32 protein-coding genes are annotated in these 25374 nt (G+C 59.2%); 18 read left to right on the top strand and 14 right to left on the bottom strand.

Annotation, left to right across the window (positions count from 1 at the left end; genetic code table 11):
- Positions 1-5 precede the first annotated feature (5 nt).
- Positions 6-863 carry a universal stress protein gene (locus MCRY_RS02655; protein WP_085627932.1) on the top strand — a complete coding sequence of 286 codons (858 nt, stop codon included), beginning with the start codon at positions 6-8 and terminating at the stop codon, positions 861-863.
- 11 nt (positions 864-874) lie between these two features.
- Here the strand turns inward: MCRY_RS02655 and MCRY_RS02650 are convergent, their stop codons facing one another.
- From MCRY_RS02650 to def (MCRY_RS02625), 6 genes are read right to left on the bottom strand one after another with little or no spacing between them, the layout of a single operon-like run.
- The gene (locus MCRY_RS02650; RefSeq protein WP_085628151.1) at positions 875-1108 is read right to left on the bottom strand and encodes a GlsB/YeaQ/YmgE family stress response membrane protein; all 234 of its coding nucleotides are present in this window, start codon (positions 1106-1108) and stop codon (positions 875-877) included.
- 3 nt (positions 1109-1111) lie between these two features.
- Positions 1112-1372: a hypothetical protein gene (locus MCRY_RS02645; protein ID WP_085627931.1), complete on the bottom strand. Its 261-nt coding sequence runs from the start codon at positions 1370-1372 to the stop codon at positions 1112-1114.
- A 2-nt stretch (positions 1373-1374) separates the two neighbouring features.
- On the bottom strand, positions 1375-2286 hold the full coding sequence (gene fmt, locus MCRY_RS02640; protein ID WP_085627930.1) for a methionyl-tRNA formyltransferase: 912 nt from the start codon (positions 2284-2286) through the stop codon (positions 1375-1377).
- A gap of 3 nt (positions 2287-2289) precedes the next feature.
- Complete coding sequence (gene def / locus MCRY_RS02635; protein ID WP_085627929.1) at positions 2290-2787, bottom strand: peptide deformylase; 498 nt, start codon at positions 2785-2787, stop codon at positions 2290-2292.
- On the bottom strand, positions 2784-3281 hold the full coding sequence (gene def, locus MCRY_RS02630) for a peptide deformylase (protein WP_085627928.1): 498 nt from the start codon (positions 3279-3281) through the stop codon (positions 2784-2786). The genes def (MCRY_RS02635) and def (MCRY_RS02630) overlap by 4 nt, the downstream gene beginning before the upstream one ends.
- The gene (def, locus tag MCRY_RS02625) at positions 3278-3796 is read right to left on the bottom strand and encodes a peptide deformylase (protein ID WP_085628150.1); all 519 of its coding nucleotides are present in this window, start codon (positions 3794-3796) and stop codon (positions 3278-3280) included. Before def (MCRY_RS02625) ends, def (MCRY_RS02630) begins: the two co-directional genes overlap by 4 nt.
- Before the next feature lie 108 nt (positions 3797-3904).
- Here def (MCRY_RS02625) and MCRY_RS02620 point away from each other — a divergent pair, with 108 nt between their 5' ends.
- Positions 3905-5083: a MalY/PatB family protein gene (locus tag MCRY_RS02620; protein WP_085627927.1), complete on the top strand. Its 1179-nt coding sequence runs from the start codon at positions 3905-3907 to the stop codon at positions 5081-5083.
- A 2-nt stretch (positions 5084-5085) separates the two neighbouring features.
- On the opposite strand, the gene MCRY_RS02615 is transcribed toward MCRY_RS02620, so the two are convergent.
- The 5 genes from MCRY_RS02615 to MCRY_RS02595 are packed head-to-tail and all read right to left on the bottom strand — an operon-like array spanning position 5086 to position 7851.
- On the bottom strand, positions 5086-5709 hold the full coding sequence (locus tag MCRY_RS02615; RefSeq protein WP_085627926.1) for a trimeric intracellular cation channel family protein: 624 nt from the start codon (positions 5707-5709) through the stop codon (positions 5086-5088).
- On the bottom strand, positions 5706-6167 hold the full coding sequence (gene rnhA / locus MCRY_RS02610) for a ribonuclease HI (RefSeq protein WP_085627925.1): 462 nt from the start codon (positions 6165-6167) through the stop codon (positions 5706-5708). The genes MCRY_RS02615 and rnhA overlap by 4 nt, the downstream gene beginning before the upstream one ends.
- Positions 6160-6750, bottom strand: a complete 591-nt coding sequence (locus MCRY_RS02605) for a class I SAM-dependent DNA methyltransferase (protein ID WP_085627924.1) — start codon at positions 6748-6750, stop codon at positions 6160-6162. The genes rnhA and MCRY_RS02605 overlap by 8 nt, the downstream gene beginning before the upstream one ends.
- The gene (locus tag MCRY_RS02600) at positions 6747-7199 is read right to left on the bottom strand and encodes a DUF3429 domain-containing protein (RefSeq protein WP_085627923.1); all 453 of its coding nucleotides are present in this window, start codon (positions 7197-7199) and stop codon (positions 6747-6749) included. Before MCRY_RS02600 ends, MCRY_RS02605 begins: the two co-directional genes overlap by 4 nt.
- A gap of 37 nt (positions 7200-7236) precedes the next feature.
- Positions 7237-7851, bottom strand: coding sequence for a LysE family translocator (locus MCRY_RS02595; protein ID WP_085627922.1), 615 nt, complete (start codon positions 7849-7851; stop codon positions 7237-7239).
- 110 nt (positions 7852-7961) lie between these two features.
- On the opposite strand from MCRY_RS02595, the gene MCRY_RS02590 reads away from it, so the two are divergent.
- On the top strand, positions 7962-10184 hold the full coding sequence (locus MCRY_RS02590) for a DEAD/DEAH box helicase (protein ID WP_085627921.1): 2223 nt from the start codon (positions 7962-7964) through the stop codon (positions 10182-10184).
- Positions 10185-10250: 66 nt separating this feature from the next.
- Here MCRY_RS02590 and ispH read toward each other — a convergent pair whose 3' ends face one another.
- Positions 10251-11201 carry a 4-hydroxy-3-methylbut-2-enyl diphosphate reductase gene (gene ispH / locus MCRY_RS02585; protein ID WP_085627920.1) on the bottom strand — a complete coding sequence of 317 codons (951 nt, stop codon included), beginning with the start codon at positions 11199-11201 and terminating at the stop codon, positions 10251-10253.
- A 135-nt stretch (positions 11202-11336) separates the two neighbouring features.
- On the opposite strand from ispH, the gene MCRY_RS02580 reads away from it, so the two are divergent.
- Together MCRY_RS02580 and MCRY_RS02575 are read left to right on the top strand one after the other, a co-directional pair.
- Positions 11337-11807, top strand: coding sequence for a c-type cytochrome (locus MCRY_RS02580; protein WP_085627919.1), 471 nt, complete (start codon positions 11337-11339; stop codon positions 11805-11807).
- 78 nt (positions 11808-11885) lie between these two features.
- The gene (locus MCRY_RS02575) at positions 11886-13139 is read left to right on the top strand and encodes an MFS transporter (RefSeq protein WP_085627918.1); all 1254 of its coding nucleotides are present in this window, start codon (positions 11886-11888) and stop codon (positions 13137-13139) included.
- Here the strand turns inward: MCRY_RS02575 and MCRY_RS02570 are convergent.
- Together MCRY_RS02570 and MCRY_RS02565 are read right to left on the bottom strand one after the other, a co-directional pair.
- Positions 13120-13557, bottom strand: coding sequence for a YqaA family protein (locus tag MCRY_RS02570; protein ID WP_085627917.1), 438 nt, complete (start codon positions 13555-13557; stop codon positions 13120-13122). The genes MCRY_RS02575 and MCRY_RS02570 overlap by 20 nt on opposite strands.
- A 25-nt stretch (positions 13558-13582) precedes the next feature.
- A complete protein-coding gene (locus MCRY_RS02565; RefSeq protein WP_085627916.1) occupies positions 13583-14155 on the bottom strand; it encodes a LabA-like NYN domain-containing protein in 573 nt (190 codons plus the stop codon).
- 152 nt (positions 14156-14307) lie between these two features.
- Between MCRY_RS02565 and folK the strand changes: the two genes are divergently transcribed.
- From folK to recO, 13 genes are all read left to right on the top strand, one after another.
- Positions 14308-14871 carry a 2-amino-4-hydroxy-6-hydroxymethyldihydropteridine diphosphokinase gene (folK, locus tag MCRY_RS02560; protein WP_085627915.1) on the top strand — a complete coding sequence of 188 codons (564 nt, stop codon included), beginning with the start codon at positions 14308-14310 and terminating at the stop codon, positions 14869-14871.
- 74 nt (positions 14872-14945) lie between these two features.
- Positions 14946-15299, top strand: coding sequence for a DNA-directed RNA polymerase subunit omega (gene rpoZ, locus MCRY_RS02555; protein WP_085627914.1), 354 nt, complete (start codon positions 14946-14948; stop codon positions 15297-15299).
- A gap of 39 nt (positions 15300-15338) precedes the next feature.
- On the top strand, positions 15339-17477 hold the full coding sequence (locus MCRY_RS02550; protein WP_085627913.1) for a RelA/SpoT family protein: 2139 nt from the start codon (positions 15339-15341) through the stop codon (positions 17475-17477).
- 20 nt (positions 17478-17497) lie between these two features.
- Complete coding sequence (locus MCRY_RS02545) at positions 17498-18151, top strand: DUF2062 domain-containing protein (RefSeq protein ID WP_085627912.1); 654 nt, start codon at positions 17498-17500, stop codon at positions 18149-18151.
- Positions 18152-18177: 26 nt separating this feature from the next.
- Complete coding sequence (locus MCRY_RS02540) at positions 18178-18930, top strand: pyridoxine 5'-phosphate synthase (RefSeq protein ID WP_085627911.1); 753 nt, start codon at positions 18178-18180, stop codon at positions 18928-18930.
- Between the two features lie 9 nt (positions 18931-18939).
- Positions 18940-20424, top strand: a complete 1485-nt coding sequence (locus tag MCRY_RS02535) for an alpha/beta hydrolase (RefSeq protein ID WP_085627910.1) — start codon at positions 18940-18942, stop codon at positions 20422-20424.
- Positions 20421-20819, top strand: a complete 399-nt coding sequence (gene acpS, locus MCRY_RS02530; protein WP_085627909.1) for a holo-ACP synthase — start codon at positions 20421-20423, stop codon at positions 20817-20819. Before MCRY_RS02535 ends, acpS begins: the two co-directional genes overlap by 4 nt.
- A gap of 71 nt (positions 20820-20890) precedes the next feature.
- Positions 20891-21727: a signal peptidase I gene (lepB, locus tag MCRY_RS02525; protein WP_085627908.1), complete on the top strand. Its 837-nt coding sequence runs from the start codon at positions 20891-20893 to the stop codon at positions 21725-21727.
- Positions 21727-22416, top strand: a complete 690-nt coding sequence (gene rnc / locus MCRY_RS02520; RefSeq protein ID WP_085627907.1) for a ribonuclease III — start codon at positions 21727-21729, stop codon at positions 22414-22416. The genes lepB and rnc overlap by 1 nt, the downstream gene beginning before the upstream one ends.
- Positions 22413-23312, top strand: coding sequence for a DMT family transporter (locus MCRY_RS02515; RefSeq protein ID WP_085627906.1), 900 nt, complete (start codon positions 22413-22415; stop codon positions 23310-23312). Before rnc ends, MCRY_RS02515 begins: the two co-directional genes overlap by 4 nt.
- A 28-nt stretch (positions 23313-23340) precedes the next feature.
- Positions 23341-24249 carry a GTPase Era gene (gene era, locus MCRY_RS02510; RefSeq protein WP_085627905.1) on the top strand — a complete coding sequence of 303 codons (909 nt, stop codon included), beginning with the start codon at positions 23341-23343 and terminating at the stop codon, positions 24247-24249.
- Positions 24242-24580 carry a DUF1491 family protein gene (locus MCRY_RS02505; protein WP_085627904.1) on the top strand — a complete coding sequence of 113 codons (339 nt, stop codon included), beginning with the start codon at positions 24242-24244 and terminating at the stop codon, positions 24578-24580. Before era ends, MCRY_RS02505 begins: the two co-directional genes overlap by 8 nt.
- 9 nt (positions 24581-24589) lie before the next feature.
- Positions 24590-25336: a DNA repair protein RecO gene (recO, locus tag MCRY_RS02500; RefSeq protein WP_085627903.1), complete on the top strand. Its 747-nt coding sequence runs from the start codon at positions 24590-24592 to the stop codon at positions 25334-25336.
- Positions 25337-25374: the final 38 nt, after the last annotated feature.

The raw sequence follows: 25374 nt of genomic DNA, 5'->3' as shown, positions 1-25374 counted from the left end.
ACACCATGACAACGAACACCCTTATCGCCCTTGTCGACGCATCCGCCTACGCCGAGAGCGTCTGCCATCACGCAGCTTGGATTGCCGGTCGTAATTCCTGGAAGGTCAAAGTGTACCACGTGATGGGTCGCCGTGACGCCGTTGATAAACAAGATCTGTCTGGCGCGATCCGGCTTGGCGCGCGATCGGCACTGCTTGAACAACTGTCAGAACTGGACGCCACCCGCGCCAAACTGGCACACGAGCATGGTCGTGCGATACTCGAAGACGCTAAGGCGATCATTGTCGGAGATGGGGATATCGCCGTCGAAACCCGACTGCGCCAAGGTGATCTGGTTGAGACCGTGACCGCCAAGGAAGAGACCGGCGATATGATCGTCATCGGCAAACGCGGCGAGGCCGCAGGGCTTGCGATGGAGCATCTTGGTTCCAACCTTGAACGCATTGTCCGCGCCAGCCATAGGCCGGTTTACATTGCAAACCGCGCGTTCAAACCGATCAATTCAGTGCTTGTCGCGTTTGACGGCGGGCCTTCCTCGCTCAAGGCTATCGACTACATCGCGCGCAGCCCCATGTTCGCGGGTCTTACGGTGACACTTGTATTCGCGGGCAAGAACACACCGGCCATTCAGAAATCGCTGTCCGATGCCACAGCAACGCTCAAGGCTGGCGGATTCGAAGCCAAGACAATCGTCGAAAGCGGAGAGCCGGAAAAGGTTCTGGCCCAGATCACATCGACTGGCGCGCACGAATTGCTTGTTATGGGCGCTTATGGCCACAGCCGGGTCCGAAGCTTTATCATCGGATCGACCACTACCGAGATGATCCGGTCCTGCAAGGTACCGATCCTGATCATGCGCTGAGGCGCGAAAAGTCAGGATCGCAGTTTCTGCACAATCCAGATCACGATCATTGCGCCAAGGATTGCACCAACAAGGCCTGCCACCGCACCAGTTGCGGCCAAAAGCAGGCGGATCACCATCCCACCGATCAAAGCGCCCGCAACCCCCACCATCACCGTGGCGAGCGTGCTCATCTCTACGCGCATGACGCGCGTTGCCAGAAAACCAGCAGCCGCTCCGATGACCAGTAGAAACAGGATCGGCATCATCTACCTCCGACGCCGGTCGCGCACGGTGCTGCGCCAGTGGGTCGGCACGATGATCAGCGCACCCAGCGACGACACAATCGCGTTAATACCCGGCGAGCTGAATCCGATACCAAACATGATCCGCACGAAATAGGCCAGAAACGCCCCACCGATGCAGATGATGATGCTTTGCAAAATGCCATTGTTGGTAAAGCCAGATCGCTCGCAGATATAGCCGACGATCCCTGCGATAATGACGGTTCCCATTAGCACCATGAACATGCCTACTCTCCCAAACGCGTTCCCATAGAAACCGCCATGCCACGCAGGAATGTCTCGGTGTCCTGCGCGCCTTTACCCGCACGTTGTGCACGCGTGACCGTAACCGCTCCTGAGCCACAGGCAATGGTGAAGACATTATCCAGCGCCGTCCCGGCAGTGCCGCGCTGATCCGACAGGCGACTGCCCAACAGTTTGACGCGTTCCGTACCGATCATCGTCCATGCTCCGGGGAACGGCGAAAGACCCCGTATCTGACGGTCCACGTCAACTGCGGGACGGGTCCAATCGATCTGCGCTTCGGTCTTGTCGATCTTTTGCGCATAGGTCACACCGCCTTCAGGCTGTGCCTCTGGTGTAAGAGTGTCGATCTGCTGCAAGGCCTGCACGATCAGCTCGGCCCCCATAGCGCTTAGCCGATCATGTAATTCACCTGTTGTTTCGGTCGCGCCAATGGCTGTCGCCTTGCGCATAAGGACCGGCCCGGTGTCCAGCCCTGCTTCCATCTGCATGATGCAAATGCCGGTCTCTGCATCGCCAGCCATGATCGCACGATGGATAGGCGCCGCGCCGCGCCACCGCGGCAAGAGCGATGCGTGAATGTTGAGGCACCCCTTCTTTGGAGCATCCAGAACCGCTTGCGGGAGGATCAGACCATAAGCCACAACAACGGCAATATCGGCGTTCAAAGCGGCGAAATCGTGGTGCGCCTCTTCATTGCGCAGCGATGTGGGATGCCGCACCTCAAGGCCCAACGCCTCGGCACGTGCATGAACCGGTGTCGGGCGGTCCTTCTTGCCCCGACCCGCAGGACGGGGCGGTTGGCAATAGACGGCGACAACCTCGTGCCCGGCCTCGACCAGCGCGTTGAGAACCGGAACCGAGAAATCGGGCGTCCCCATGAAGATGATCCGCATGTTCTAGCCTTTCAGCTTGTTCGCCCGCCGCAAAAGCATGTCGCGCTTGGTTTTGCTCAGATGGTCGAAATACATCTTGCCGTTCAGATGGTCGATCTGGTGCTGTACCGACGTGGCCCAAAGGCCGACAAAATCCTGTTCGTGAACCGTACCGTCCGCCCCCATGAAACGTACGGTCACGGCGCGCGGGCGTTCGATCTTTGCGAAGACACCGGGCAGGTTCGGGCTGGCCTCTTCGTGTGACCGAAGCTGGACCGAGGCGTGCAGAATTTCCGGGTTCGCCATCCGCACGGCGCGGCCACGATCTTCGGAGGCATCCACCACGGCCAAACGTTTCAGAATACCGATCTGGTTGGCCGCAAGACCGACACCGGGCATTGCCTCCATCGTGTCGATCATGTCGTCCCAGATCGCGCGGATCTCATCGGTGATCGTGTCCACCGGCTCGGCAGGTGTCCGCAGGCACTTGTTCGGCCAAGGCAGGCAAAGCCGCGTCGTCATGCGAGCGCCGCATAGTCGGCTTCGATCTGTGCACGCATTTCAGGCGTCACACGGTCAAAGATCACGACGCCATCCAGATGATCCAATTCGTGTTGCGCACAGGTCGCAGCAAATCCGCTCAGGCGTGTTTCGTGCCGGACGCCATCCAGATCAGTGTATCCAAGAGTGATGTCCGTGGGCCGTGTCACATCAGCCGAGACTCCGAGAATTGAGAGGCAAGCCTCGGTCCCTGCGGCGGTGGCATCGCCAGAAGCAAGGATTTCAGGGTTGATGCACACGAAGGGCGTGCGGTCGCCCTCTTTCCAAGTCGGGTCCATCACGAACACCCTTAGCATCACACCAATCTGAGGCGCCGCAAGCCCACGCCCCGGAGCGTCGTACATTGTGTCGAACATATCTCGGACGAGCTCAGCGATGTCAGACAGGTCTTCAACCGGCGTGCAAACCTCGGACAATCGGGCGTCAGGCCATGCGACAATCGGCCGAACACTCATGCCCGAGCCATCTCTCGCTTGAGCTTGACCATCTTGCGGGTGATCATCTGCCGCTTGAGCGGTTTGAGATAGTCAATGAACAGCTTGCCGTTCAGGTGGTCGATCTCGTGTTGAACACAGGTCGCCCATAACCCGTCGAACTCTTCTTCCTTCGAATTGCCGTTCTCGTCGATCCAAGCGACCTTGACCGCCTCGGGCCGGGTCACATCCGCAAACTGGTCCGGGATCGACAGGCAGCCTTCCTCGTAGACGCTCAAATCATCGGAAGAGGCAAGGATTTCGGGGTTGAACATGATGAGCGGGCGCGGAGTCGATTCCTCGTCCTTGATGCAATCAACAACAATCAGCCGCGACAACACACCCACCTGCGGCGCGGCAAGGCCGATGCCCGGTGCGTCATACATGGTTTCCAGCATGTCCTTGGCCAGCGTGCGCAAATCGTCCGACAAATCGGGCACGGGGTCGCAGACCTTTTTCAGACGCGGGTCCGGGTGGATGAGGATCGGCAATTTCATGGCAGGCATTTAGGCAATCCATGTCCCAAGGGCAATAGGTCGGGGCTTGCACCTGTCGTTCACTGGAGTAGCGTTCGACTGAAATACATTAAGCAAATGGAGCCCTAGATGCGCGATCTTTTCAATGTTCCCAATGATCGACGCGGAACGCACTGTTCAAAATGGGACGTGCTGGACAGCAAGTTCGACGTTCCAAACGCGGACGGGATCGCGATGTGGACGGCGGACAGTGATTACCCGACAGCGCCCTGTGTGCTGCGCGCGATGCAGGCGGCGGTGGATCATGGCGTGTTCGGGTACTGGACTGACAACACCGACTATCACGCGGCGATCCAATGGTGGATGAAAAACCGGCACGGATGGGACATTGACACCGACTGGATCATGACAACGCAGGGCCTGGGCAACGCGATTGCTCTGTGCCTTGATGTCTGGTCCGAACCGGGCGATCGGATCGTGACCTTCAATCCTGTCTATCACGAGTTTGAATTCAAGATTCGACGTGCCGGACGGGTACCGGTGCAGTGCCCGCTGACGCGGGATGGCGATACCTACCAGATCGACTTTGACGATGCACAGTCGCGACTGGACGGGACCGAAAAGCTTCTGATCTTCTGCTCACCGCAGAACCCGTCGGGTCGCATCTGGAGCGCCGAAGAATTACGTCAGGTGGCAGCCTTTGCCGCACGGAACGACCTGATCGTCGTGGCCGACGAGATTCACCACGACTTCATTTATCCAGGCCATACGTTTGTGCCTTACGACGTCGCCGTGCCGGACGCACGCGATCGGTCGGTGATCCTGACTGCGTCGTCAAAGACGTTCAACATTGCGGGCCTGAAGACCGGGAACATCATCATTCCTGACGCCACTTTGCGCGAAGCCATGGCACAGCGGCTTCGGTCGCTGGACTATTCCCCGAACCGCATGGGACTTGAGATGGTAACAGCCGCCTACACCCCGGAAGGTGCGGAATGGGTCGACGCGCAGATTGATCACCTGATCGAAAACCGCCGCATCTTTGATGACGCGATGAACGCGATCCCCGGCGTGCATTCCTTGCCTTTGGCGTCCACCTATCTGGCGTGGGTGGATTTCTCGGGCACTGGCATGGACTTCGAAGAGATCAGTCGCAGGGTCCGCAAGGATGCCCGCATCGCACCCAGCCCCGGCCCCGAATTCGGCCCCGGAGGCGAGACCTTCCTACGCTTCAACCTTGCCACGCAAACCTACCGTGTCGAAGACGCGGCCAAGCGCGTTCAAGAAGCGTTCAACGACCTGCAATAAGATCAGTTGCGCGGTGGGCGGGATTTATAGACCGGCAGGCTCCATCCGAATGCGATTGAGCCTGCGCGCAGAGCAAAGGTGATTGCGGCGGCGGCCAGCACGGTTGTCGTCTGACTAAGGCCAAGCATTGGCGCGAAAGCCATCACCGACGCCCCGGCGACAGCGCAGGTCACGTAAAGCTCACCCTGTTTCAGGACCAGCGGCACCTCGTTTGCAACCACGTCGCGCATCAACCCGCCTAGACAACCAGTGACTGTACCCATGGCCACGACGATGGCCGCGCTTTGCCCAAGAGTAGCGGCAATGTTGGCGCCCGCCGCGACGGCAAAGGCCAACGCCGCAGCGTCGAGCCAAAGGATCGCCTTGTAGCGGCTTTCGAACAGGTGCGCGGTGAAGAAGACCACGAAGGCGGCGATCACAGCCACACCCAGATAGGTGGGATCCGCCATCCAGAACACCGGGTTTCGATCCAGCAGCACATCGCGGACCGTGCCACCGCCAACGCCGGTCAGGATCGCGAGAAAGGCGAAGCCAATGATATCAAGCTGTGCGCGGCTGGCGACCAAAGCGCCAGTCAAGGCAAAGACCAACACAGCCGCATGATCGATCCACGCGATCAGGGTCACGCCGCGCCTTTTTTGAACGGCTTCATACCTTCGCGTGCCAATTCATCGGCGCGTTCGTTTTCGGGGTGGCCTGCATGGCCCTTGACCCATTCCCAGGTCACATCATGGCGCTGCTGGGCTTCGTCCAGACGCTGCCAGAGTTCTACATTCTTGACCGGCTTCTTGTTGGCAGTCTTCCAGCCATTGCGCTTCCAGCCATGAATCCAACTGGTCACGCCGTTCTTCACATAGGCGCTGTCGGTCACAATGGTCAGCGAGGACGGGCGCGACAGGGTTTCCAACGCGTGGATCGCCGCAAGAAGCTCCATACGGTTATTGGTGGTGTTCGCCTCGCCCCCGGACAGGGTGCGCTCCTTGACCACTGTGTCGCCATCTTTGGCCTGCATCAGCACACCCCAACCGCCCGGTCCGGGGTTTCCGGAACAGGCTCCGTCGGTATAGGCATACAGGTCAGGCATGTGCAGTTACAGAGATCCAGTTGTCGTCGGTGCCGCTTAGCCCTTTGTCACGCCCGCGTCGATAGGGACCGACGGAAAACCCAGCCGTTTGCAAGAGTGCGGTCAGGTCGGGTTCGGTGTAATAGGTGTAATGTCGGCCAAGGGCATCACGGCCTTCGCCAATGCCCTCTTTGACCGCAATGTGAAACAGACCGCCAGATTTCAACGCCGTGTGGATGGCCGTCAGATGCTTGCGCATATCAGAACGCGCAGCGTGAAGAAGGCTGAAATTGGCCCAAACGCCATCATAGATTGCGGTGCCGCTGATGTCGTCGAAACTCGCCAGTTGCGCTTTGACGCCTTCAATGGCCGACGCCAGCGCGATCATCTCAGCCGAGGCATCCAGCGCATCAACCATGCAACCCGCGCGCGCCATGTGCCGCGCCGACGTACCCGGCCCGCATCCAAGGTCAAGAACTCGCGCATGTGTAGGCAAAGCAGCTATGAACGTCGCGAGCGTTTCGCTTGGTGTGTCTGAAGGGTCAAGTTTGGCATAGTCGCCTGCGCGGGCATCATAGACGGCAACGGTTTCGCGGTCGGTCACAGGAACACTCCGACCGAGAGGGATAGAACGACCAGCCCGGTCAGCAAGACACGCAGCTGCATCCACCATGCCGGCGCGAGGCCCCATTTCCAGAAGGCGAAGTCCAGCACCAGAAGTCCCAGAAATCCAAAGATCAGGTTTGTTCCGGCAGACACCGGCCCTCCGCCAGTCATAAAGAACGCCCACAGCGCGGGGATGACCGACAGCGCATAGCCCGTTGCCGCCTGCCCGTCCTTGGCCTTGGTGGCAAAGCCCCACAGCACCCCGGACATAAAGCTTAGGATCACCATGCCGTAGCTGAGCTGCACATAGGGCCCGATGAACCTTGGCCCCAGAATATCCATCCCCCACTGCGATGCCGCATCAGACAGCAGCGTAAGCGCGCCCCATGCAAACGGGATCACGCCGGCAAGGCCAAGGATAAGCGCGGAACGGGGTATCTGAGTCATTGTTGGTCCATCGTTATATTCTGGGCCGCGACATAGCTCAGGCGCGTTCGAGCGCCAACCGTCCAGCAAGGGCGGCGAAGAGCGCCGCAAAGGACCGATTGAGCCACCGCATGACACGTTCGCTGCCCAAGAGCCATGTGCGCGCCGCCGCTGCGAACACGCCGTAAAGGACAAAGACCACGAAGGTCATCAGCATGAAAACCCCGCCCATCAGCGCCATTTCCACCGTTGCGGTCGCCGGGTTTCCCGACAGGAACGGTGGCAGCAATGCGAGAAAGAAAATCGACAGCTTGGGGTTCAAAATGTTGATCAGAGCGCCGCGTCGCGCAATGCGCAAACCTGTCTCAGCCTGCTTTTCGGCGGACACCGAAAGCGCACCACCCGAGCGCACCGCCTGCCAAGCCAGCCAGAGCAGGTAGGCGACACCGGCGAACTTCACCATGTTGAACAACACCGCAGACGTATGCAGCACCGCCGCAAGGCCCAGAGTCGCGGCCAGCAAATGCGGCACGATCCCGACGGTGCATCCCAGTGCGGCCCAGATCGACGGCCAACGCCCCTGCCCCAATCCGATGGCGAGCGTATAGATGACGCCGGTTCCGGGTGCGATGACCACGACAAACGCCGTCAGAAGGAATTGCAGGGAAAGCATAGCGGATCCTCTCTGGGTGTGCTGTGATGACGCTATACATTTGGCGGACAATGATCTAGACGCGCGCTTTGGCCCACTGACGGGCTGCTGATACAAAGAAGACGACCCTCGTGAAAAAAGCCCTGCAAGATGCCCTTGATGCCCGTGGATACGAAACGCTGACCCCGGTTCAGGAGGCGGTTCTCAATCCCGGATATGTCGGTGCGGACCTTTTGGTCTCGGCGCAGACAGGATCGGGCAAGACATTGGGCTTCGGCCTTGCCATTGCGCCGACGATTCTCGAGGACGAAGCATTCGGCCCTGCGGGTGCGCCTTTGGCATTGGTGATCGCGCCGACACGTGAATTGGCAATGCAGGTAAAACGCGAACTGGCATGGCTTTACGCTCAAGCCGGTGTAGTCATGGCGTCAACTGTTGGCGGCATGGACATGCGCGACGAACGCCGCGCGCTAGAGCGTGGCGCGCATATCGTCGTCGCGACTCCGGGCCGCCTGCGCGACCACATCATGCGCAGCTCCATCGACCTGTCGCAGTGTCGCGCCGTTGTGCTGGACGAGGCCGACGAAATGCTCGATCTGGGCTTCCGCGAAGACCTTGAATTCATTCTGGGCGAAGCCCCCGAAGACCGTCAGACGCTGCTCTTCTCGGCCACCGTGCCGCCGATGATTGCGAAGCTGGCGAAAAGCTACCAGCGCGATGCGATCCGAGTCGTCACCAAGTCTGAAACAAGCCAACATGCCGATATCGCCTACCGCGCCATGATGGTGAGCGACCGCGATACTGACAACGCTGTGATCAATACGCTGCGGTATTACGAAGCCCCCAACGCGATTGTTTTTGCCAACACCCGCGCGATGGTGAACCGCCTGACCACCCGCTTGTCGAATCGCGGATTTCAGGTCGTGGCACTTTCAGGTGAACTGTCTCAGACCGAACGTACCCACGCGCTGCAAGCCATGCGCGATGGTCGGGCGCAGGTCTGCGTGGCGACAGACGTTGCCGCACGCGGTATCGACCTTCCAAACCTCGACCTGGTGGTCCACGCCGAACTGCCGTCGAACCATGAAACGCTGTTGCACCGCTCGGGCCGGACGGGCCGTGCCGGGCGCAAGGGTGTGTCAGCGCTGATCGTGACACCCAAGGTGCGCAAGAAGGCCGAGCGCATTCTGAGTATGGCCAAGCTGAAATCCGACTGGGGATCCGCACCTTCGGCGGATGAGGTGTTGGAGCGGGACGAAGATCGCATGTTTGCTGACCCCGCATGGGAGACACCTGTTGGTGAAACCGAGGAAACCGTAGTGACCCGGCTTGTTGCGGAAAAGACGCCCGAGCAGATCGCGGCGGCTTATCTGCGCATGTTCCGCGAACAGCACACCGCGCCCGAGGAATTGTCGGATCCCGGCGCCAAACCTGAAAAGCGTGAAGAGTTTGGTCCAAGCGTTTGGTTTGCTGTGTCTGGGGGGCGTGCTGCAGACGCCGAACCGCGCCGCATTCTGCCGATGGTCTGCGGTGCAGGCGATCTGAGCAAGGACGACATTGGCGCGATTCGCATCCAGCAGGATCATTCGCTGGTGCAGATCAAAGAATCGTCGGTAGCGCGCTTGCTGAACGCGGTTGGACCTTCCATGGAGTTGGAAAAGGGCGTGACCCTGACCAAGCTCGACAAGGCGCCTGATTTTGATCGTGGGGCAAGACCTGCCGCAAACCGCGGCCCGAAGCCCGAGCGCAAGCCCTATGGCGACAAACCCGAGCGCAAGTCCTACGATGATCGGCCCAAGCGTGAGCCCCGCGAAGAGCGGGCAAAACCGGCGGTCGAGGCCGCTCAAGAGGTTGCGGCCAAACCGGCCCCTAAATCGGCAGCCCCAATCGACTGGAACGACGCACCCACACCGCGCGCCCGCAAGCCGAAACCGGCGGATCGCAAGCCGGCGGGCAAACCTTACGGGAAGTCTGATGGCCCAGCGCGCGAGCGTAAGCCCTATCAAGGCAAATCTGACGGTCCGGCCCGCGAGCGTAAGCCGTACGACGACAAGCCGAGCGGTGACCGTCCACCGCGTCGCTCCGAAAGCGAGTTTCAGGCGCAGCCCTACAAGGGCAAAGGCAAACCCAAAGGTCCGCCCCCACCCGAAGGCCGCCCCGACAGCAAAAAGAACATCGCCCGTGCCGCCGCCCGCGCCAATGCAGGTGATCCTTCACAAAGCATGCGCAAACCGCGTGCGGGAGCTGCGAAACCGGGTGGGAAACCTACGGGTAAATTCGGTGGGAAGCCGGGTGGGAAACCTGCTGGCAAGTTCGGTGGTAAACCGGGCGGAAAACCGGGTGGGAAAAAATAAGAGGTGCGTGTAAACACGCACTCTACATCACCACTCAACCAGTAGAATATGTGCTTGCGCGCACCGTTATGCGGGCACGCGCAACACGCGGGGCACCTTGAACTCCACGTTCTCGACTGCTGTTTCTACCATCTCCACCGTCACATTGTACCGATCCCGGAACGCGTCGATCACCTCGGTGATCAGCTCTTCAGGTGCACTGGCCCCTGCGGTGATGCCAACGCTTGCGATCCCTTCAAGCGCCCGCCAGTCGATGTCGGGCGCACGTTGGACAAGCTGCGAATAAGCGCAACCTGCTTTGCTGCCCACCTCGACCAACCGTTTTGAATTTGACGAATTGGGCGCACCGACGACCAGCATGGCATCGCATTTTGGGGCCATTGCCTTGACCGCTTCCTGGCGGTTGGTGGTTGCGTAACAGATGTCTTCCTTGTGCGGGCCGACGATCTTGGGGAAGCGGGCGTGCAGGGCTGCCACGATGTCGATGGTATCGTCGACGCTCAGCGTGGTTTGCGTGACAAAAGCCAATCGTTCGGGATCACGCACCTGAACGGTGGCCACGTCCTCGACGGTTTCTACAAGCAAAACTTCGCCTTCAGGCAATTGACCCATGGTGCCGACGGTTTCCGGGTGGCCTTCGTGACCGATCATGATCATCTGCAAACCGTTTTCATGGTGCCGCGCTGCTTCGATATGAACCTTGCTGACCAACGGGCATGTCGCATCGACATAGATCATTTCGCGCTTGGCTGCCTCGGCGGGCACCGCCTTGGGCACGCCATGCGCGGAAAAGATCACCGGTCGGTCATCGGGGCAATCTTCCAGTTCCTCGACAAACACCGCACCTTTGTCACGCAGGCCATCAACCACGTATTTGTTGTGCACGATCTCGTGTCGCACATAGACAGGCGCACCCCATTTTTCGAGCGCCATCTCAACGATCTTGATCGCGCGGTCCACACCGGCGCAAAAGCCACGCGGCGCAGCAAGGTATAGGGTCAGGGGCGGTTTGGTCATGTCGGTCTCCGTCTTGCCCAAGACCTAAAGCCTCAGCGGTCCCGTTTCCAGTGGAATGCGCCTTTCACTTAGGTGTGAGTTGACCTTCCTGCGCGGGAAGCCCGCGATAGACGTCAACAATTACAAGGAGTGCCTATGAAAAAACCTATCATCACAGGCCTGACTGCGGCCATGATTGCCATTGGTGCGATCTGGATTTCCCCTGCATGGACCTCGGAGGATGTGCGGCCCAATCTGCCTTATACTGACGTAGCGCGCGTTGCAGAAGGTGCCGCGCTCTACGTTGATTATTGCGCAAGCTGTCATGGCGCTAACCTCGAAGGGCAGCAGCCCAATTGGCAAGATCGTGATGCTGATGGCTACCTTCCTGCGCCGCCACATGATGAAACCGGTCACACGTGGCACCATGACAATGCCTTGTTGATGCGGATTGTGCGCGACGGCACCGAAGCGATCGTCGGAGGGACATACAAGTCGAACATGATCGGATTCGGGGACGTTCTGCGCGATGATGAGATCGCCAGCATCTTGGGGTACATCAAGAGCACGTGGCCAACTGAAATCCAGGACATCCATAACGAGATCAACGCCCGCGTTCTTCCCTAACAATGCGCGCCGCAAACACTGCCTGCTTCTAAACGTTTGCCGCTTGCAACGGCGTGATGTTGGAGTCATGGCGGTGTCATGCGCCTGACTGAGTATCTCCGCGCCAATGCGCCCTTTCTGACGGCTGGTGCCATGCTCACCTTCCTGTCGTCCTTTGGGCAGACCTATTTCATCTCGCTTTTCGCAGGGGAAATTCGGTTGGCCTTTGATCTGAGCCATGGGGCTTGGGGCGGCATCTACATGGTCGGCACAATGGCATCTGCGGCGGTGATGGTCTGGGCCGGGGGTCTGACCGATCTTTTCCGCGTGCGGCTTCTGGGGCCGGTGGTGCTCGTAGGGCTGGCGCTGTCTTGTTTGGCCATGGCGTTCAACCCATGGGTCTGGGCGCTGCCCGTGATCATCTTTGCACTGCGCTTTTTCGGTCAGGGCATGTGTTCCCATATCGCAGTTGTCGCAATGGCGCGTTGGTTCGTTGCCACACGCGGGCGCGCGTTGTCGATTGCAACATTGGGGTTTGCCGTTGGTGAGGCCTTGGTTCCTTTGACCGTTGTGGCCGCCATGACGATGATGGCATGGCAGAACCTTTGGATCCTGGGTGCCGTGATTTGCATTGGCGCGGTTCCGATCCTCGGTCGGCTCTTGGCGCAGGAACGCACGCCAGCCTCACACGCGGAAACGGATGTCTCCTTTGGGATGTCCGGTCGGCATTGGCGCCGCATGGACGTGCTGCGCCACCCGCTGTTTTGGTGCATGGTTCCCGCTGTTCTTGGCCCGGCTGCGTTCAACACGGCTTTCTTTTTCCATCAGGTCCATGTCTCAGAGGTCAAGGGGCTCGAGCATCTGGTCTTCGTGAGCTTCTTTCCGCTTTATACCGCCGTCGGCATCACCTCGATGGTGGTGTCAGGTTGGGCGTTGGACAAGCTGGGGACCGCGCGGTTGACGCCGTTCTATCAATTGCCGATGGTCGTGGCATTTCTACTGTTCGCCGTTAGCGAAAGCCCTGCCGTGCTTGCCTTGGGGTTTGTCTTCCTCGGGATCACGTCAGGTGCAAATTCGACTCTGCCTAACGCATTCTGGGCAGAGTTCTATGGCACAGCCCATATCGGTGCGATCAAGTCGATGGCAACGGCGGTGATGGTTCTGGGGTCCGCCATAGGCCCCGGCGTGACGGGCTTGTTGATCGACGTCGGCGTCGGCATTGAAACGCAGTTCATCGGCGTCGCCGCGTATTTCTGCGTTACCACTGCTTTGATGGTTTTGGGAATAACCCGCGCTGCGCGCGACCTGCCTTTGGCCCAGGTCGCCACCGAAATCAGAACGCAGCAGCCGTAACCAAGGCGACCACGATATAGCGCACTGTCTTGGCAATACTGACCAACAGAAAAAACAGCCAGACGTTAGTCCGCATGACCCCGGCCACAATGGTCAACGCGTCGCCTAAAGGGGCCCAACTGAACAAAAGCGTCCAGACTCCCCATTTGAGATACCATGCCCGCGCTTTGTCCAACTGTGCGTCCGACACCGGGAACCAGCGTCGCCCACGATACCGTTCGATCACCCTCCCCAAAGCATAGTTGAGCCCGGAACCGAGAATGTTTCCAACACTGGCAAAGAGGATGATCCATTCAATCGGAATGTCGCCGCGCAATTGAAGCGCAACGAACACGATTTCGGATTGGAACGGAAGAATGGTCGCCGCCCCGAACGCCACGATGAAAAGACTGCCGAGTGAGAGCAGATCACTCCACATAAGGCATCCGGGGCAGGATCAAGCTTTAGTCCTGTTCGGCCGCAACGGGCTGACGCTCAGGCATCGGATCGCGCGGTGGGCGGCCGATGACATCGCGCAGTTCGTCAAGTTCGATAAAGTTGTCAGCCTGACGGCGCAGTTCATCCGCGATCATTGGCGGCTGGCTGCGGATCGTGGACACGACAGACACCCGAACGCCCTTGCGTTGCAGGCTTTCAATCAACGGACGGAAATCGCCATCGCCCGAGAAAAGGACAATGTGATCCACGTGCTCGGCCAGTTCCATGGCATCGACGGTGAGTTCGATATCCATGTTGCCTTTGACCTTCCGGCGACCTTGGCTGTCGGTATATTCCTTGGCCGGTTTCGTACGCATGTTGAAACCGTTGTAATGAAGCCAATCAACCAAGGGGCGGATCGGCGAATACTCGTCATTTTCCAGAAGCGCTGTGTAGTAGAATGCGCGCAGAAGTTTGCCTCGGCGCACGAACTCCTGACGCAACAGCTTGTAGTCGATGTCGAACCCAAGCGACTTAGCGGCCGCGTAGAGATTTGAACCATCAATGAACAGCGCCAAACGCTCGTCTTTGTAGAACATGAATTGAGCCTTTCAAAAATAGACGCGACCGGACCGGCAATCGGGAGTGGTGGATCCGAGGGCGCATGGCCAAGTCGCGTCCGGTGATTTAATGGTTTGACATAGCATCGCAAGGTGAGAATTTCGGACAGTCTCGCACATATGACAAAATTATGAATGATTTTTACATCGCCATGGGCGCGAATTTGCCGTCAGGCAAGTGTTCGCCAAGCGACACTCTGAATGCTGCCATCAGTGACTTTGGCCAAAGAAATATGATGGTTGAGAGTATAAGCGCATTTTATCGCACGCCGTGTTTTCCGGCTGGTGCAGGGCCAGATTATATCAATGCGGCCGTACATCTTAAGTCTGACCTGACATCCAAAGATATGCTCGCGCACCTTCATGAAATCGAAGCAAAGCATGGTCGCGAACGCCTCCAGCGTTGGGGAATGCGCACGCTTGACCTGGATTTGGTTGCCTGTGGCGACTCGGTCTTGCCCGATTTGGCGACTTTTGAACATTGGTGCACACTGTCGCCAGATTTGCAGCGACAAGCGGCCCCAACCGATCTGATTTTGCCACACCCCAGATTGCAAGACCGTGCATTTGTTCTTGTGCCGCTTAGGGATATTGCGGCAGAATGGACGCATCCGGTCCTGAAAAAGACTGTGATCGAGATGTGCAATGCGCTTGCGCCAGAGGTTCTGGCCGAGATTGTTGTGCTCGAATCCTGATATCGACTTGTATTCAGCCTATCACAGCGATATCTAGCAATCTCTCAAAGGCTGCCCGATGAATTGGAGTTCCCATGGCCCGCGTGACGGTTGAAGATTGCGTAGACAAAGTCCCAAATCGTTTTGAGCTCGTTATGCTTGCGGCGCATCGCGCCCGCGAAGTGTCTGCTGGTGCTGCAATCACGGTCGATCGCGACAATGACAAGAACCCCGTTGTTGCGCTTCGTGAAATTGCGGACGAAACTCAGTCAGCGGACGAACTTCGCGAACGTCTGATCGAATCGAACCAGACACAAATCGAAGTCGACGAGCCGGAAGAAGACGCAATGGCGCTGCTGATGGGTGCAGAACCCGACAGGCCCGCCGACGACGATCTTTCCGAAGAAAAACTGCTCCGCGCGCTGATGGAGGCGCAGGGTCAGGGCTAAGGCCTGCCGCGATGCGGGCCGCATGAGAATGAGGCGCCGATGATCGCGGCTGACGACCTTGTTGCGCTGGTGCGCAACTACAACCCAAAGACTAACGAGGTGCTCATTCGCGCGGCCTATGATTATGGCCGCGAGATGCATGAAGGTCAGTTCCGTCATTCCGGCGAACCCTATTTCTCGCACCCTGTCGCTGTCGCCGCCATTCTGACCGAGCAACAGCTTGATGATGCAACGATCATCACCGCCCTTCTCCACGACACCATCGAAGACACAAAATCCACTTATTCCGAGGTGGCCACGCGATTCGGCAATGAGGTTGCCATGCTGGTCGATGGCGTCACCAAGCTGACCAATCTCCAGCTTTCCAGTTCCGAGACCAAACAAGCCGAGAACTTCCGCAAGCTCTTCATGGCCATGTCGAAGGATTTACGAGTCATTCTCGTCAAACTTGCCGACCGTCTGCACAACATGCGGACAATCAAGGCGATGCGGCCAGAAAAGCAAATCCAGAAAGCCCGCGAAACGATGGACATCTATGCGCCTCTCGCAGGTCGCATGGGGATGCAATGGATGCGAGAAGAGCTGGAGGATCTGGCGTTTCGGGTCCTGAACCCAGAAGGCCGCGCCAGCATCATCCGCCGCTTCATCACGCTGCAAAAGGAAACTGGCGACGTGATCCACCGGATCACCGGCGACATGCGGCACGAATTGGAAAAGGCGGGCATCGACGCCGAAGTGTTCGGCCGCGCCAAGAAACCCTATTCGATCTGGCGCAAGATGCAGGAGAAAGAGATCGGGTTTTCCCGTTTGTCCGACATCTACGGTTTTCGGATCATCACGCGCTCCAAGGCAGAATGCTATGCCACACTGGGCGTGATTCACCAAAGGTGGCGCGCGATTCCAGGGCGCTTCAAGGATTACATCAGCGAACCCAAATCAAACGGCTATCGGTCGATTCACACAACTGTTTCAGGCCGTGATGGCAAGCGCGTCGAGGTGCAGATTCGCACCCGCCAGATGCACGACGTTGCTGAAACCGGGGTCGCCGCACATTGGTCCTATCGCGACGGTGTCCGTAGCGAGAACCCGTTTGCGGTGGACCCGGCAAAGTGGGTGGCGTCGCTGACTGAACAGTTCGACGGCGAGGATGATCACGAAGACTTCCTCGAAGCGGTCAAACTCGAGATGTATCCCGACAAGGTGTTTTGCTTCACACCGAAAGGTGACGTGGTGAAACTGCCACGAGGCGCAACACCTCTGGATTTCGCATATGCAATCCACACTCGGATCGGTTCCGGCTGCGTCGGTGCCAAAGTCGATGGCATCCGCGTGCCGCTTTGGACCCGTCTCAAGAACGGACAATCCGTCGATATCGTCACCGCCGAAGGCCAAAGCCCGCAGGCGACGTGGTTGGACATCGCAACGACGGGCAAGGCGAAATCAGCCATCCGACGCGAACTTCGCGAGGCGGGGCGCGAACGCTACGCGCAATTGGGCCGCGAATTGGCGCGCTCCGCGTTCGAAAACGTTGGCAAAAAAGCCAGCGACAAGGTTCTCGAAATGGCTGCACGCAACCTGCGTATCCCGGACGCGCAAGAGCTTCTGGCGCGCCTAGGCAGCGCGGAGATGTCGGCGCGCGAAGTGGTCGCCGCCGTTTACCCCGATCTGGCACCGGAACCATCCGATTTCATCGAAATGCAAAGCGCCGTCATCGGCCTCGGCAAGGGCCAGGCCTTTGATCGTGCGCCGTGTTGCCAACCCCTTCCCGGTGAAAGGATCGTTGGAATCGTCCAACGCGGCAAAGGCGTGACCGTTCATTCGATCGACTGTGGCGCGCTGGCAGCCTACGAAGATCATCCGTCGCGCTGGCTTGATCTGCATTGGGCTGCGGGGAACCACCCACCAGTCTATGCGGTTTCCCTTGAACTGACGATCGGCAACGATGCCGGTGTACTGGGACGGATTTGCACATTGATCGGAGAAAAAAAGGCCAATATCTCTGACCTGATTTTTGTGGATCGCAAACCGGACTTTTACAAACTGCTTCTAGACATCGACCTGAGTGATGCAAACCATCTCCACGCGGTCATGTCGGCGCTCGGAGCGGAAAGTGATGTAGCGTCCGTGGTTCGGCGGCGGAATCCTGCATTGTCGACTCAAGCGGCTGCGGCCGAATAAGAAGATCGAAGGGACGCGAGTTGGTATTCAAACGGCGGGACAGGCGGTCGATCTTGACCACCCTCCGTGAGGCGCTTTGGCCGCGCGGCGGCTGGACTCGTGCCGCACGGTATGTCCAGCACCGTTTGAACCGCCTGCCCGATCCCCCGGAACGGATTGCACGCGGCATCTTTGCTGGCGTCTTGACGACCTTCACCCCGTTTTACGGCCTTCATTTTATCACGGCTGGCATCATCGCTTGGGTGATGCGCGGCAACATCCTAGCTGCACTGCTGTCCACCTTTTTCGGCAATCCGCTGACCTATGTGCCCATCAGCGTGGCGTCATTGCAAACCGGCTACTGGCTCTTGGGTCTCGGGGAAATCCGGCACAGCCACGGCAGTATCGGTTACAAGTTCGCCAAGGCTGGGGAAGACCTCTGGCGCAACTTCGTGGCCATGTTCACCGACGCCACCGCAAATTGGGAAGGCTTGCGCATCTTCTATGACGAGGTGTTCTTTCCTTGGCTCGTCGGTGGCATTCTTCCCGGCATCCTTTGCGGTCTGGTTTGCTACTATCTGTCTGTGCCGCTGATCCGCGCTTACCAGAACCGCCGCAAAGGCGCGCTCAAGGCCAAGTTGGCCTCGTTGAAGAAAAAGAAGAAACAGGCTGACGACGGGCAAGCGGCGGACTAGGTTCAGCCTCAATAATGGAGGCGAGAATGACTGACTATGCAGGCCGCTTGCGGCTCGGTGTGAATATCGACCACGTGGCCACCCTGCGCAATGCGCGTGGAGGCAACCTTCCCGACCCTGTCCGCGCCGCTCAATTGGCAGAAGCGGCTGGCGCCGATGGCATCACCGCGCACCTCCGTGAAGACCGCCGCCACATCATCGACAGCGACATCGACCGCCTGATGGAAACGCTGCGCGTGCCGCTGAATTTCGAAATGGCCGCGACCGAAGAGATGCAGAAGATCGCGCTACGCCACAAACCGCACGCGGTATGCATTGTCCCCGAAAAGCGCGAAGAACGGACGACCGAAGGTGGTCTTGAGGTCGCGCGCGAGGAAAACAAGCTTGCGGGCTATATTGCCCCTCTGCGCGAGGCTGGGTGCCGCGTGTCTATCTTCATCGGTGCGGACGAACGCCAAATCGCAGCGGCCCATCGCATTGGCGCGCAAGTCATCGAACTGCACACCGGCGCCTATTGCGACGCCCATGCCGAGGGTGATTTCGAAACCCGTGATCGTGAATTGGAGATGATGCGCGAGATGTCCGCCTATGCCCATTCGCTGGGTCTTGAAGTTCATGCAGGACACGGGCTGAACTACGACACCGTCGCACCTGTCGCAGCCTTCCCCGAGGTGGTCGAGCTCAATATCGGACACTTCCTGATCGGAGAATCGGTGTTCCGCGGGCTTGAACCGGCGATCGCTGAAATGCGCCGCCTCATGGATGCCGCACGGGCCTGACGAGCTAGTATGGCCCGCCCGCTTCTGACTTATCTGGCGATCCTGATCGCGGGCGTTTCGATCCTCGTGCTCGAAGTTGCCAGATCCGGCGTGACCTTCACGGATCGTTTCGTTGGGCCGACACCGGTGACCACACTGGCACAGGACGGCGCGGACGGACCGAATGTGGTTATTGCCCACGGATTTGCCGGATCGCGCGAGATGATGCAGGGTTACGGCCTGACACTCGCACAGGCGGGGTATCGCGTGCACATGTTCGACTTCGAAGGCCACGGCACACATCCTGTGCCGATGTCAGGCGATGTGACACAGATCGAAGGCACAACTCGCCTTCTGATGAACCAGACACAAGCGGTGATCGACGATTTGACTGACGGCACACCTGTCGCCTTGTTGGGCCATTCGATGGCAACGGATGTCCTGATCCGTGTCGCGGTGGAGGACAACACCGGCCCGCTTGTTCTGCTGTCTGCCTTTTCGCAGGCGGTGACAACTGAACAGCCAAAAGACATGCTGCTCATCTCGGGCCAGTGGGAACCGCATCTGCGGGAATTCGGCGTTGATGCGGTGCAGATGGTGAACGCCGACGCGCAAGAAGGCGAAACCATCCAAAAGGGCGATGTGATCCGGTCAGCAATCTTTGCGCCGTGGACAGAACACGTGTCGATCCTGCAATCCCGCGCCGGGCGTCAGGCTGCGCTGGATTGGCTGAACCGCGCCTATGGGCGCGATACGCTGGCATCGGCCCCGCCAACGGGCTGGGCGTTTCTGGCCTTGATGGCGTCCATCACGGTGCTGGCGTCCCTCTTGGCGCGGCTGGTCGTCCCAGAAGCCCCCCTGCCACCCAGCCATCAACCGGGTATCCTGCGATATCTCGGCACTCTGCTTGTGCCCGCAATCCTTACGCCCTTCATCGCACTGCCGTTGGATTTCGGCGTCTTGCCTGTGTTGGTCGCAGATTACCTGGCGATTCATCTGGGTGTGTTTGGGTTGCTCAGCCTTGCCATGCAACGCTGGCTATGGGGTCGGCTCACGCTTGGCTGGACCGGAGTGGAGCCGTTCACACTTGCTCTCGTGGCTTTGCTCGCTTGGGGGATCGGCGTGTTCGGATTTGCACTGGACCGCTACGGCGCCAACTTCTTTCCGATCGCGGAACGCCTGCCGATCATCGCCGCCTTGGTCATTGGAGCAATCCCATTCATGGTCGCCGATGCGCAACTGGTCTGGAAAGCACCGCTCTGGCGGCGCATCGCGGCGCGGGTCGCGTTGTTGGTGTCGTTGGGCATTGCCGTGGCTCTTGATCTGGAAGGGCTGTTCTTCCTGCTGATCATTGCGCCCGTGATCCTTCTGTTTTTCTTTGTCCACGGTGCGATGGGGCGCGCATTTGGCAAACGCGCCGGGCCCCTGTTGGCGGGGATTGCACTTGGGATCATCCTAGCTTGGGCGCTGGGTGTCAGCTTCCCCATGTTTGCAGCCACCGGAGGTGGGACATGATCATCGGCATCGGCACCGATCTGGCCAATATCGACCGAATTGCAGGCACGCTGGAACGGTTCGGCGACCGCTTTCGCAACCGCGTGTTCACCGAAACCGAGCAACGCAAGGCCGAACGCCGCCGCGATGTGGCGGGCACTTACGCGAAACGCTGGGCCGCCAAAGAGGCGTGTTCAAAGGCGCTTGGCACTGGGCTGCGGATGGGCATCGCATGGAAAGACATGTCGGTGCGCAACCTGCACACAGGGCAGCCCGTCATGGAGGTCACCGGCTGGGCGAAAAAGCGGCTGGATGACCTGACACCCGAAGGGCATATGGCAATCATTCACGTGACCCTGACTGACGATCACCCTTGGGCGCAGGCCACCGTGCTGATCGAGGCAAGGCCTAAGTAACCGGTGCTTGGCTTGACACCCGCGCCGCCCCCGCTCATGTAGCGCGGGACAACCGAGCAGAAGGCAGGAACATGGCGTCTGAATCCAAGAAAAGCGGCGGGATCGTCGAGACGATCAAGACCATCGTCTACGCCCTTCTGATCGCCGGGGTGTTTCGGACCCTGTTCTTCCAGCCTTTCTGGATTCCGTCTGGATCAATGAAGGACACTCTTCTGATTGGCGATTTCTTGTTCGTCAACAAGATGTCCTACGGCTATTCCTATGCCTCCTGCCCGTCGCTCTACCTGCCAAATTTCGGCATCGACGTGGATGCAAAGGATTTGTGTGGCTGGGCCGATGGCGACAACAGCCGCTTGTTCGGATCGGAACCCGAACGCGGTGATGTCGCCGTGTTCCGTCACCCTGTTTCCGGACGCGATTTCATCAAGCGCGTGATCGGCTTGCCAGGTGACGAGATTCAGATGATCCGGGGCGTGCTCCACATCAACGGCACCGCGGTTGAACTGGCACAACAACCGGATTTTGAAGAAACCGCCTCGCCGCAGGGCCCTCAGGGCCTGCGCCCACGCTGTGCAAACGGACCTGTCGGTACGGGCGGCACCTGTGTCAAGGAACGCTTTGCCGAAACGTTGCCCAATGGCAGGACACATTCGATTCTGAACATTGGCACACAAGGGTCGGACAACACACCGGTCTACAGCGTGCCCGAAGGCCATTACTTCATGATGGGCGACAACCGCGACAACTCGTCGGACAGCCGCGTACCCAGCGTCGCGGGTGGCGTCGGCTTCGTGCCCTATGAAAACATGATCGGCAAAGCAAACCGCGTCGTGTTCTCGTCTGCCGGATCGTCCATGCTGTTCTTCTGGACATGGCGTGGCGACCGCTTTTTCGAGAAGATCGAGTAGTGAAGCTTTCGGCTGACCTTCAGGCGCTCTCGACGCGTTTGGGGCATCGGTTCGAACGCCCAGAATTGCTGGTGCGCGCCGTGACCCATTCGTCGCGCGCCGGGGTAAATCGCGAAGACAACCAAAGGCTTGAGTTTCTTGGTGACCGGGTGCTTGGGCTGGTTATGGCCGAAGCATTGCTGGCAGAGGACAAAGGCGCCTCTGAAGGCCAACTCGCCCCGCGTTTCAATGCCCTTGTCCGCAAAGAAACCTGCGCTGACGTGGCACGTCAAATCGACCTTGGAGACTCTCTCAAACTGGGCCGGTCGGAGATGATGTCTGGTGGGCGGCGCAAACAGGCGTTGCTTGGCGACGCGATGGAGGCCGTGATCGCTGCGGTCTATCTCGATGCCGGGTTCGACACCGCCAAAGACATGGTTCTGCGCCTTTGGGGCGACAGGATCGGGTCCGTCGAAGATGATGCGCGTGATGCCAAGACCGCCCTACAGGAATGGGCGCAGGCCCGCGCCATGCCACCGCCCAGCTATCGCGAACTGTCGCGAGAAGGCCCGGATCACGCCCCGGTTTTCGTTATCGAGGTCCGCCTCGAGGATGGCCAAACAGCCAAGGCGAAAGCCGGGTCCAAACGTCAGGCGGAACAAGCCGCAGCCAAGACGCTGCTTGCCACTGTCGAAAAGAACGCGTCTTGAGCGACAACCTGCGGGGCAGCCTGTTCATGGTGCTGGCCATGCTGGGCTTTGCCATAGAAGACGCGTTCTTCAAAGCAGCGACAGGTACGGGGGATGTCACTGCCGGGGTCGGGACGATGCTCTTTGGCATCTTCGGCACCAGCTTCTTTGTTCTTTACGCGCTCTGGATCAAGGAACCTCTGGTCAGCCGCGCCTATGTCCAAGGCCCGCTTTTGATCCGGTCAGCGTTCGAAATTCTGGGCCGCCTGTTCTTTGCCCTCAGCCTTGCCTTTGCGCCTTTGTCGACCACATCCGCCATTCTTCAAGCAGCGCCATTGGTTGTCACATTGGGTGCAGCGCTGGTCCTCAAGGAAAAGGTCGGGCTACGGCGTTGGGTAGCAATGTCCATCGGCTTTGCCGGCGTTCTCTTGATCCTGCGGCCCACGCCCTCTGGCTTTGACGCGACAGCGGTCTTTGCCATCTTGGGCATGATCGGCTTTGCCGGACGCGACCTGATGACTCGCGCCAGCCCGCCCGAAGTGTCGGCGACGCAGCTTGGCATTCTGGGATTTCTAATGGTTTTCATCGCCGGGGTCGTGATCACCATGTTCGAAAGCGCCCCTATCTCCGCGCCCAGTGTGCCTGCCTTGACAATGCTGATGGGCACCGGGCTGGCAGGGTTGGTGGGCTACAGTGCCCTGACCAAAGCGATGCGCACCGGAGAAGTGTCGGTTGTGGCCCCGTTCCGATATTCGCGCCTCTTGATCGCGCTGGTCTTTGCCTATCTGATCTTCGGGGAACGGCCCGACGCGTTGACGCTGATTGGCGCCACCTTGATTGTGGGCAGCGGCGTCTACACCTTGGTGCGCAGCGGGCGCAAAGACAGGGCTGGCTCTGCCCCCAGATCTGGCGTATGACGCCGGACTTCTAAGGATGGATGCACCTATGACCACGCGCGCCGGTTTCGTCGCTTTGATCGGAGAGCCCAATGCGGGCAAATCCACGCTGACCAATCAGATGGTTGGCGCGAAAGTGTCGATTGTAACCCACAAGGTGCAGACCACCCGCGCACGTATTCGCGGCGTGGCCATCGAAGGTGACGCGCAGATCGTTCTGGTGGACACACCCGGCCTGTTCAAACCGCGCCGCCGTCTGGACCGCGCGATGGTTGCTGCAGCTTGGAGCGGAGCGTCGGACGCCGACATTGTCGTGCTTCTGATCGAAGCACATCGCGGCATCACCGAAGGTGTTGAGGCGATCCTTGAGAACCTTGGCGAAGTCGTGGGCAAACGCCCGGTCGCACTCGCCATCAATAAGATCGACCGCGTTGAGGCCCCGCGCCTGCTCGCCCTGACCCAACAGATGAACGAAAAGTTTCCCTTCACCGAAACCTTCCTCATCTCGGCGGAAAAGGGTCATGGCGTCAATGCGCTGCGCAAATGGCTGGCGGCGGAACTCCCCGAAAGCCCGTGGCTGTATCCCGAAGACCAGATTGCCGATCTGCCCTTGCGCATGATCGCGTCCGAAATGACCCGCGAAAAGCTGACGCTGCGCCTGCATCAGGAATTGCCCTATCAGCTGACCGTCGAGACCGAGCACTGGGAAGAACGCGACGACGGATCCGCACGGATCGACCAGATCATCTACGTGGTCCGTGACGGTCACAAAGGCATCGTACTTGGCAACAAGGGCGAAACCATCAAAGCCATCAGCAAGGCAGCGCGTGAAGAGCTTGAAGAATTCCTCGGCCGTCGCATTCACCTTTTTATGCAAGTGAAAGTCCGCGAGAAATGGCTGGACGAGGCCGAGCGCTATTCCGAGATGGGCCTCGATTTCAAGGACGGTAATGGCTGAGGCACGCCTCGCCAGCGGCTTTTGGGTGCACGCCTACCGGCGCCGCCTGTCGCTGTTCGATATACCCGCCTTTATCACGGCCCACGGGGATGACACCGCCGGTGCTGTTCTGGTCAAGCTTAACACTCTGGACGGTCAGGCCAAGGCGTTCATGCGCCAATACGATCTGATGACAGGCGCCCGCGCTTGGCAGGTTCTGGCGGACGGTTCCGAGTCAGATGTCGATGCAAGCATCGCCAAGCAACGCAGCTTTGACAGCGACCTCTGGGTGATCGAAGTAGAGGATAGGGCCGGGCGGCATCTTCTGGATGAAGACGGGCTGTCGGGCTAACCTCACCCCATGGATTGGCGCGATACAGGTATCCTTCTGAGCAGCCGCCGACACGGCGAAAGTTCAATGATCATCGACGTGTTCACCCCCGAACGCGGACGTCACGCGGGCGTGGTGCGGGGCGGTGCGTCGCGCAAAGTTGCGCCGATCCTGCAACCGGGGGCGCAGCTTGATCTGGCATGGCGGGCACGGCTTGAGGACCATCTGGGCAGCTTTACTGTGGAACTCCAACGTTCTCGCGCGGCGATTGCCATGCAGAACCGTACAACGCTGGCCGGTCTGAACGCCACGCTGGCACTTTTGGCATTCGTTCTGCCCGAACGTGAACCACATCCCGTCTTGTATGCTCACACGCAGAACCTGCTAGACTTGTTGGATCAGACGGACCTTTGGCCGCTGGCCTATCTGCGCTGGGAAACCGCGCTGTTGGATGATCTGGGGTACGGTCTCGATCTGAGCTGTTGTGCCGTCACCGGGGCGACCGAAGGGCTGATCTATGTCTCCCCCAAATCTGGCCGCGCGGTGTCCGCCAAAGGCGCGGGCGACTGGGCCGACAGGTTGCTGCTTTTGCCCAGCGCCCTACACGACGGCGGTGCAACAGAGATTTCCGATATCGCAGACGCTTTGGGGCTGACGGGCTATTTCCTCGAACACAAGCTGGCAGCCGGCCAAGTGGGCAAACCGCTGCCCGAAGCGCGGGCACGGTACATAGACATGCTGAACCGCGCAGTGACCGAGCCAAAAACAGCCTTTTGAACAGTCACATTTCACGCAGGATGAGCGAAGTTTGGAAA

It is taken from the genome of Marivita cryptomonadis (assembly GCF_002115725.1).
Lineage (GTDB): Bacteria > Pseudomonadota > Alphaproteobacteria > Rhodobacterales > Rhodobacteraceae > Marivita > Marivita cryptomonadis.
Note: the sequence above shows the minus strand (reverse complement) of the source record. Positions and strands in the feature narration are given on the sequence as shown.

Coding starts and splice junctions, on each gene's coding strand:
- folK (WP_085627915.1), top strand. CDS start 14,308: ATGAATGATTTTTACATCGCCATGGGCGCGAATTTGCCGTCAGGCAAG.
- acpS (WP_085627909.1), top strand. CDS start 20,421: ATGATCATCGGCATCGGCACCGATCTGGCCAATATCGACCGAATTGCA.
- def (WP_085628150.1), bottom strand. CDS start 3,796: ATGAAATTGCCGATCCTCATCCACCCGGACCCGCGTCTGAAAAAGGTC.
- recO (WP_085627903.1), top strand. CDS start 24,590: ATGGATTGGCGCGATACAGGTATCCTTCTGAGCAGCCGCCGACACGGC.
- MCRY_RS02540 (WP_085627911.1), top strand. CDS start 18,178: ATGACTGACTATGCAGGCCGCTTGCGGCTCGGTGTGAATATCGACCAC.
- rnhA (WP_085627925.1), bottom strand. CDS start 6,167: ATGCCTGACCTGTATGCCTATACCGACGGAGCCTGTTCCGGAAACCCC.
- MCRY_RS02600 (WP_085627923.1), bottom strand. CDS start 7,199: ATGACTCAGATACCCCGTTCCGCGCTTATCCTTGGCCTTGCCGGCGTG.
- MCRY_RS02595 (WP_085627922.1), bottom strand. CDS start 7,851: ATGCTTTCCCTGCAATTCCTTCTGACGGCGTTTGTCGTGGTCATCGCA.
- MCRY_RS02580 (WP_085627919.1), top strand. CDS start 11,337: ATGAAAAAACCTATCATCACAGGCCTGACTGCGGCCATGATTGCCATT.
- MCRY_RS02655 (WP_085627932.1), top strand. CDS start 6: ATGACAACGAACACCCTTATCGCCCTTGTCGACGCATCCGCCTACGCC.
- MCRY_RS02535 (WP_085627910.1), top strand. CDS start 18,940: ATGGCCCGCCCGCTTCTGACTTATCTGGCGATCCTGATCGCGGGCGTT.
- rpoZ (WP_085627914.1), top strand. CDS start 14,946: ATGGCCCGCGTGACGGTTGAAGATTGCGTAGACAAAGTCCCAAATCGT.
- MCRY_RS02620 (WP_085627927.1), top strand. CDS start 3,905: ATGCGCGATCTTTTCAATGTTCCCAATGATCGACGCGGAACGCACTGT.
- MCRY_RS02575 (WP_085627918.1), top strand. CDS start 11,886: ATGCGCCTGACTGAGTATCTCCGCGCCAATGCGCCCTTTCTGACGGCT.
- def (WP_085627929.1), bottom strand. CDS start 2,787: ATGACGACGCGGCTTTGCCTGCCTTGGCCGAACAAGTGCCTGCGGACA.
- era (WP_085627905.1), top strand. CDS start 23,341: ATGACCACGCGCGCCGGTTTCGTCGCTTTGATCGGAGAGCCCAATGCG.
- MCRY_RS02570 (WP_085627917.1), bottom strand. CDS start 13,557: ATGTGGAGTGATCTGCTCTCACTCGGCAGTCTTTTCATCGTGGCGTTC.
- fmt (WP_085627930.1), bottom strand. CDS start 2,286: ATGCGGATCATCTTCATGGGGACGCCCGATTTCTCGGTTCCGGTTCTC.
- MCRY_RS02645 (WP_085627931.1), bottom strand. CDS start 1,372: ATGTTCATGGTGCTAATGGGAACCGTCATTATCGCAGGGATCGTCGGC.
- MCRY_RS02650 (WP_085628151.1), bottom strand. CDS start 1,108: ATGCCGATCCTGTTTCTACTGGTCATCGGAGCGGCTGCTGGTTTTCTG.
- def (WP_085627928.1), bottom strand. CDS start 3,281: ATGAGTGTTCGGCCGATTGTCGCATGGCCTGACGCCCGATTGTCCGAG.
- MCRY_RS02565 (WP_085627916.1), bottom strand. CDS start 14,155: ATGTTCTACAAAGACGAGCGTTTGGCGCTGTTCATTGATGGTTCAAAT.
- MCRY_RS02550 (WP_085627913.1), top strand. CDS start 15,339: ATGATCGCGGCTGACGACCTTGTTGCGCTGGTGCGCAACTACAACCCA.
- ispH (WP_085627920.1), bottom strand. CDS start 11,201: ATGACCAAACCGCCCCTGACCCTATACCTTGCTGCGCCGCGTGGCTTT.
- lepB (WP_085627908.1), top strand. CDS start 20,891: ATGGCGTCTGAATCCAAGAAAAGCGGCGGGATCGTCGAGACGATCAAG.
- MCRY_RS02505 (WP_085627904.1), top strand. CDS start 24,242: ATGGCTGAGGCACGCCTCGCCAGCGGCTTTTGGGTGCACGCCTACCGG.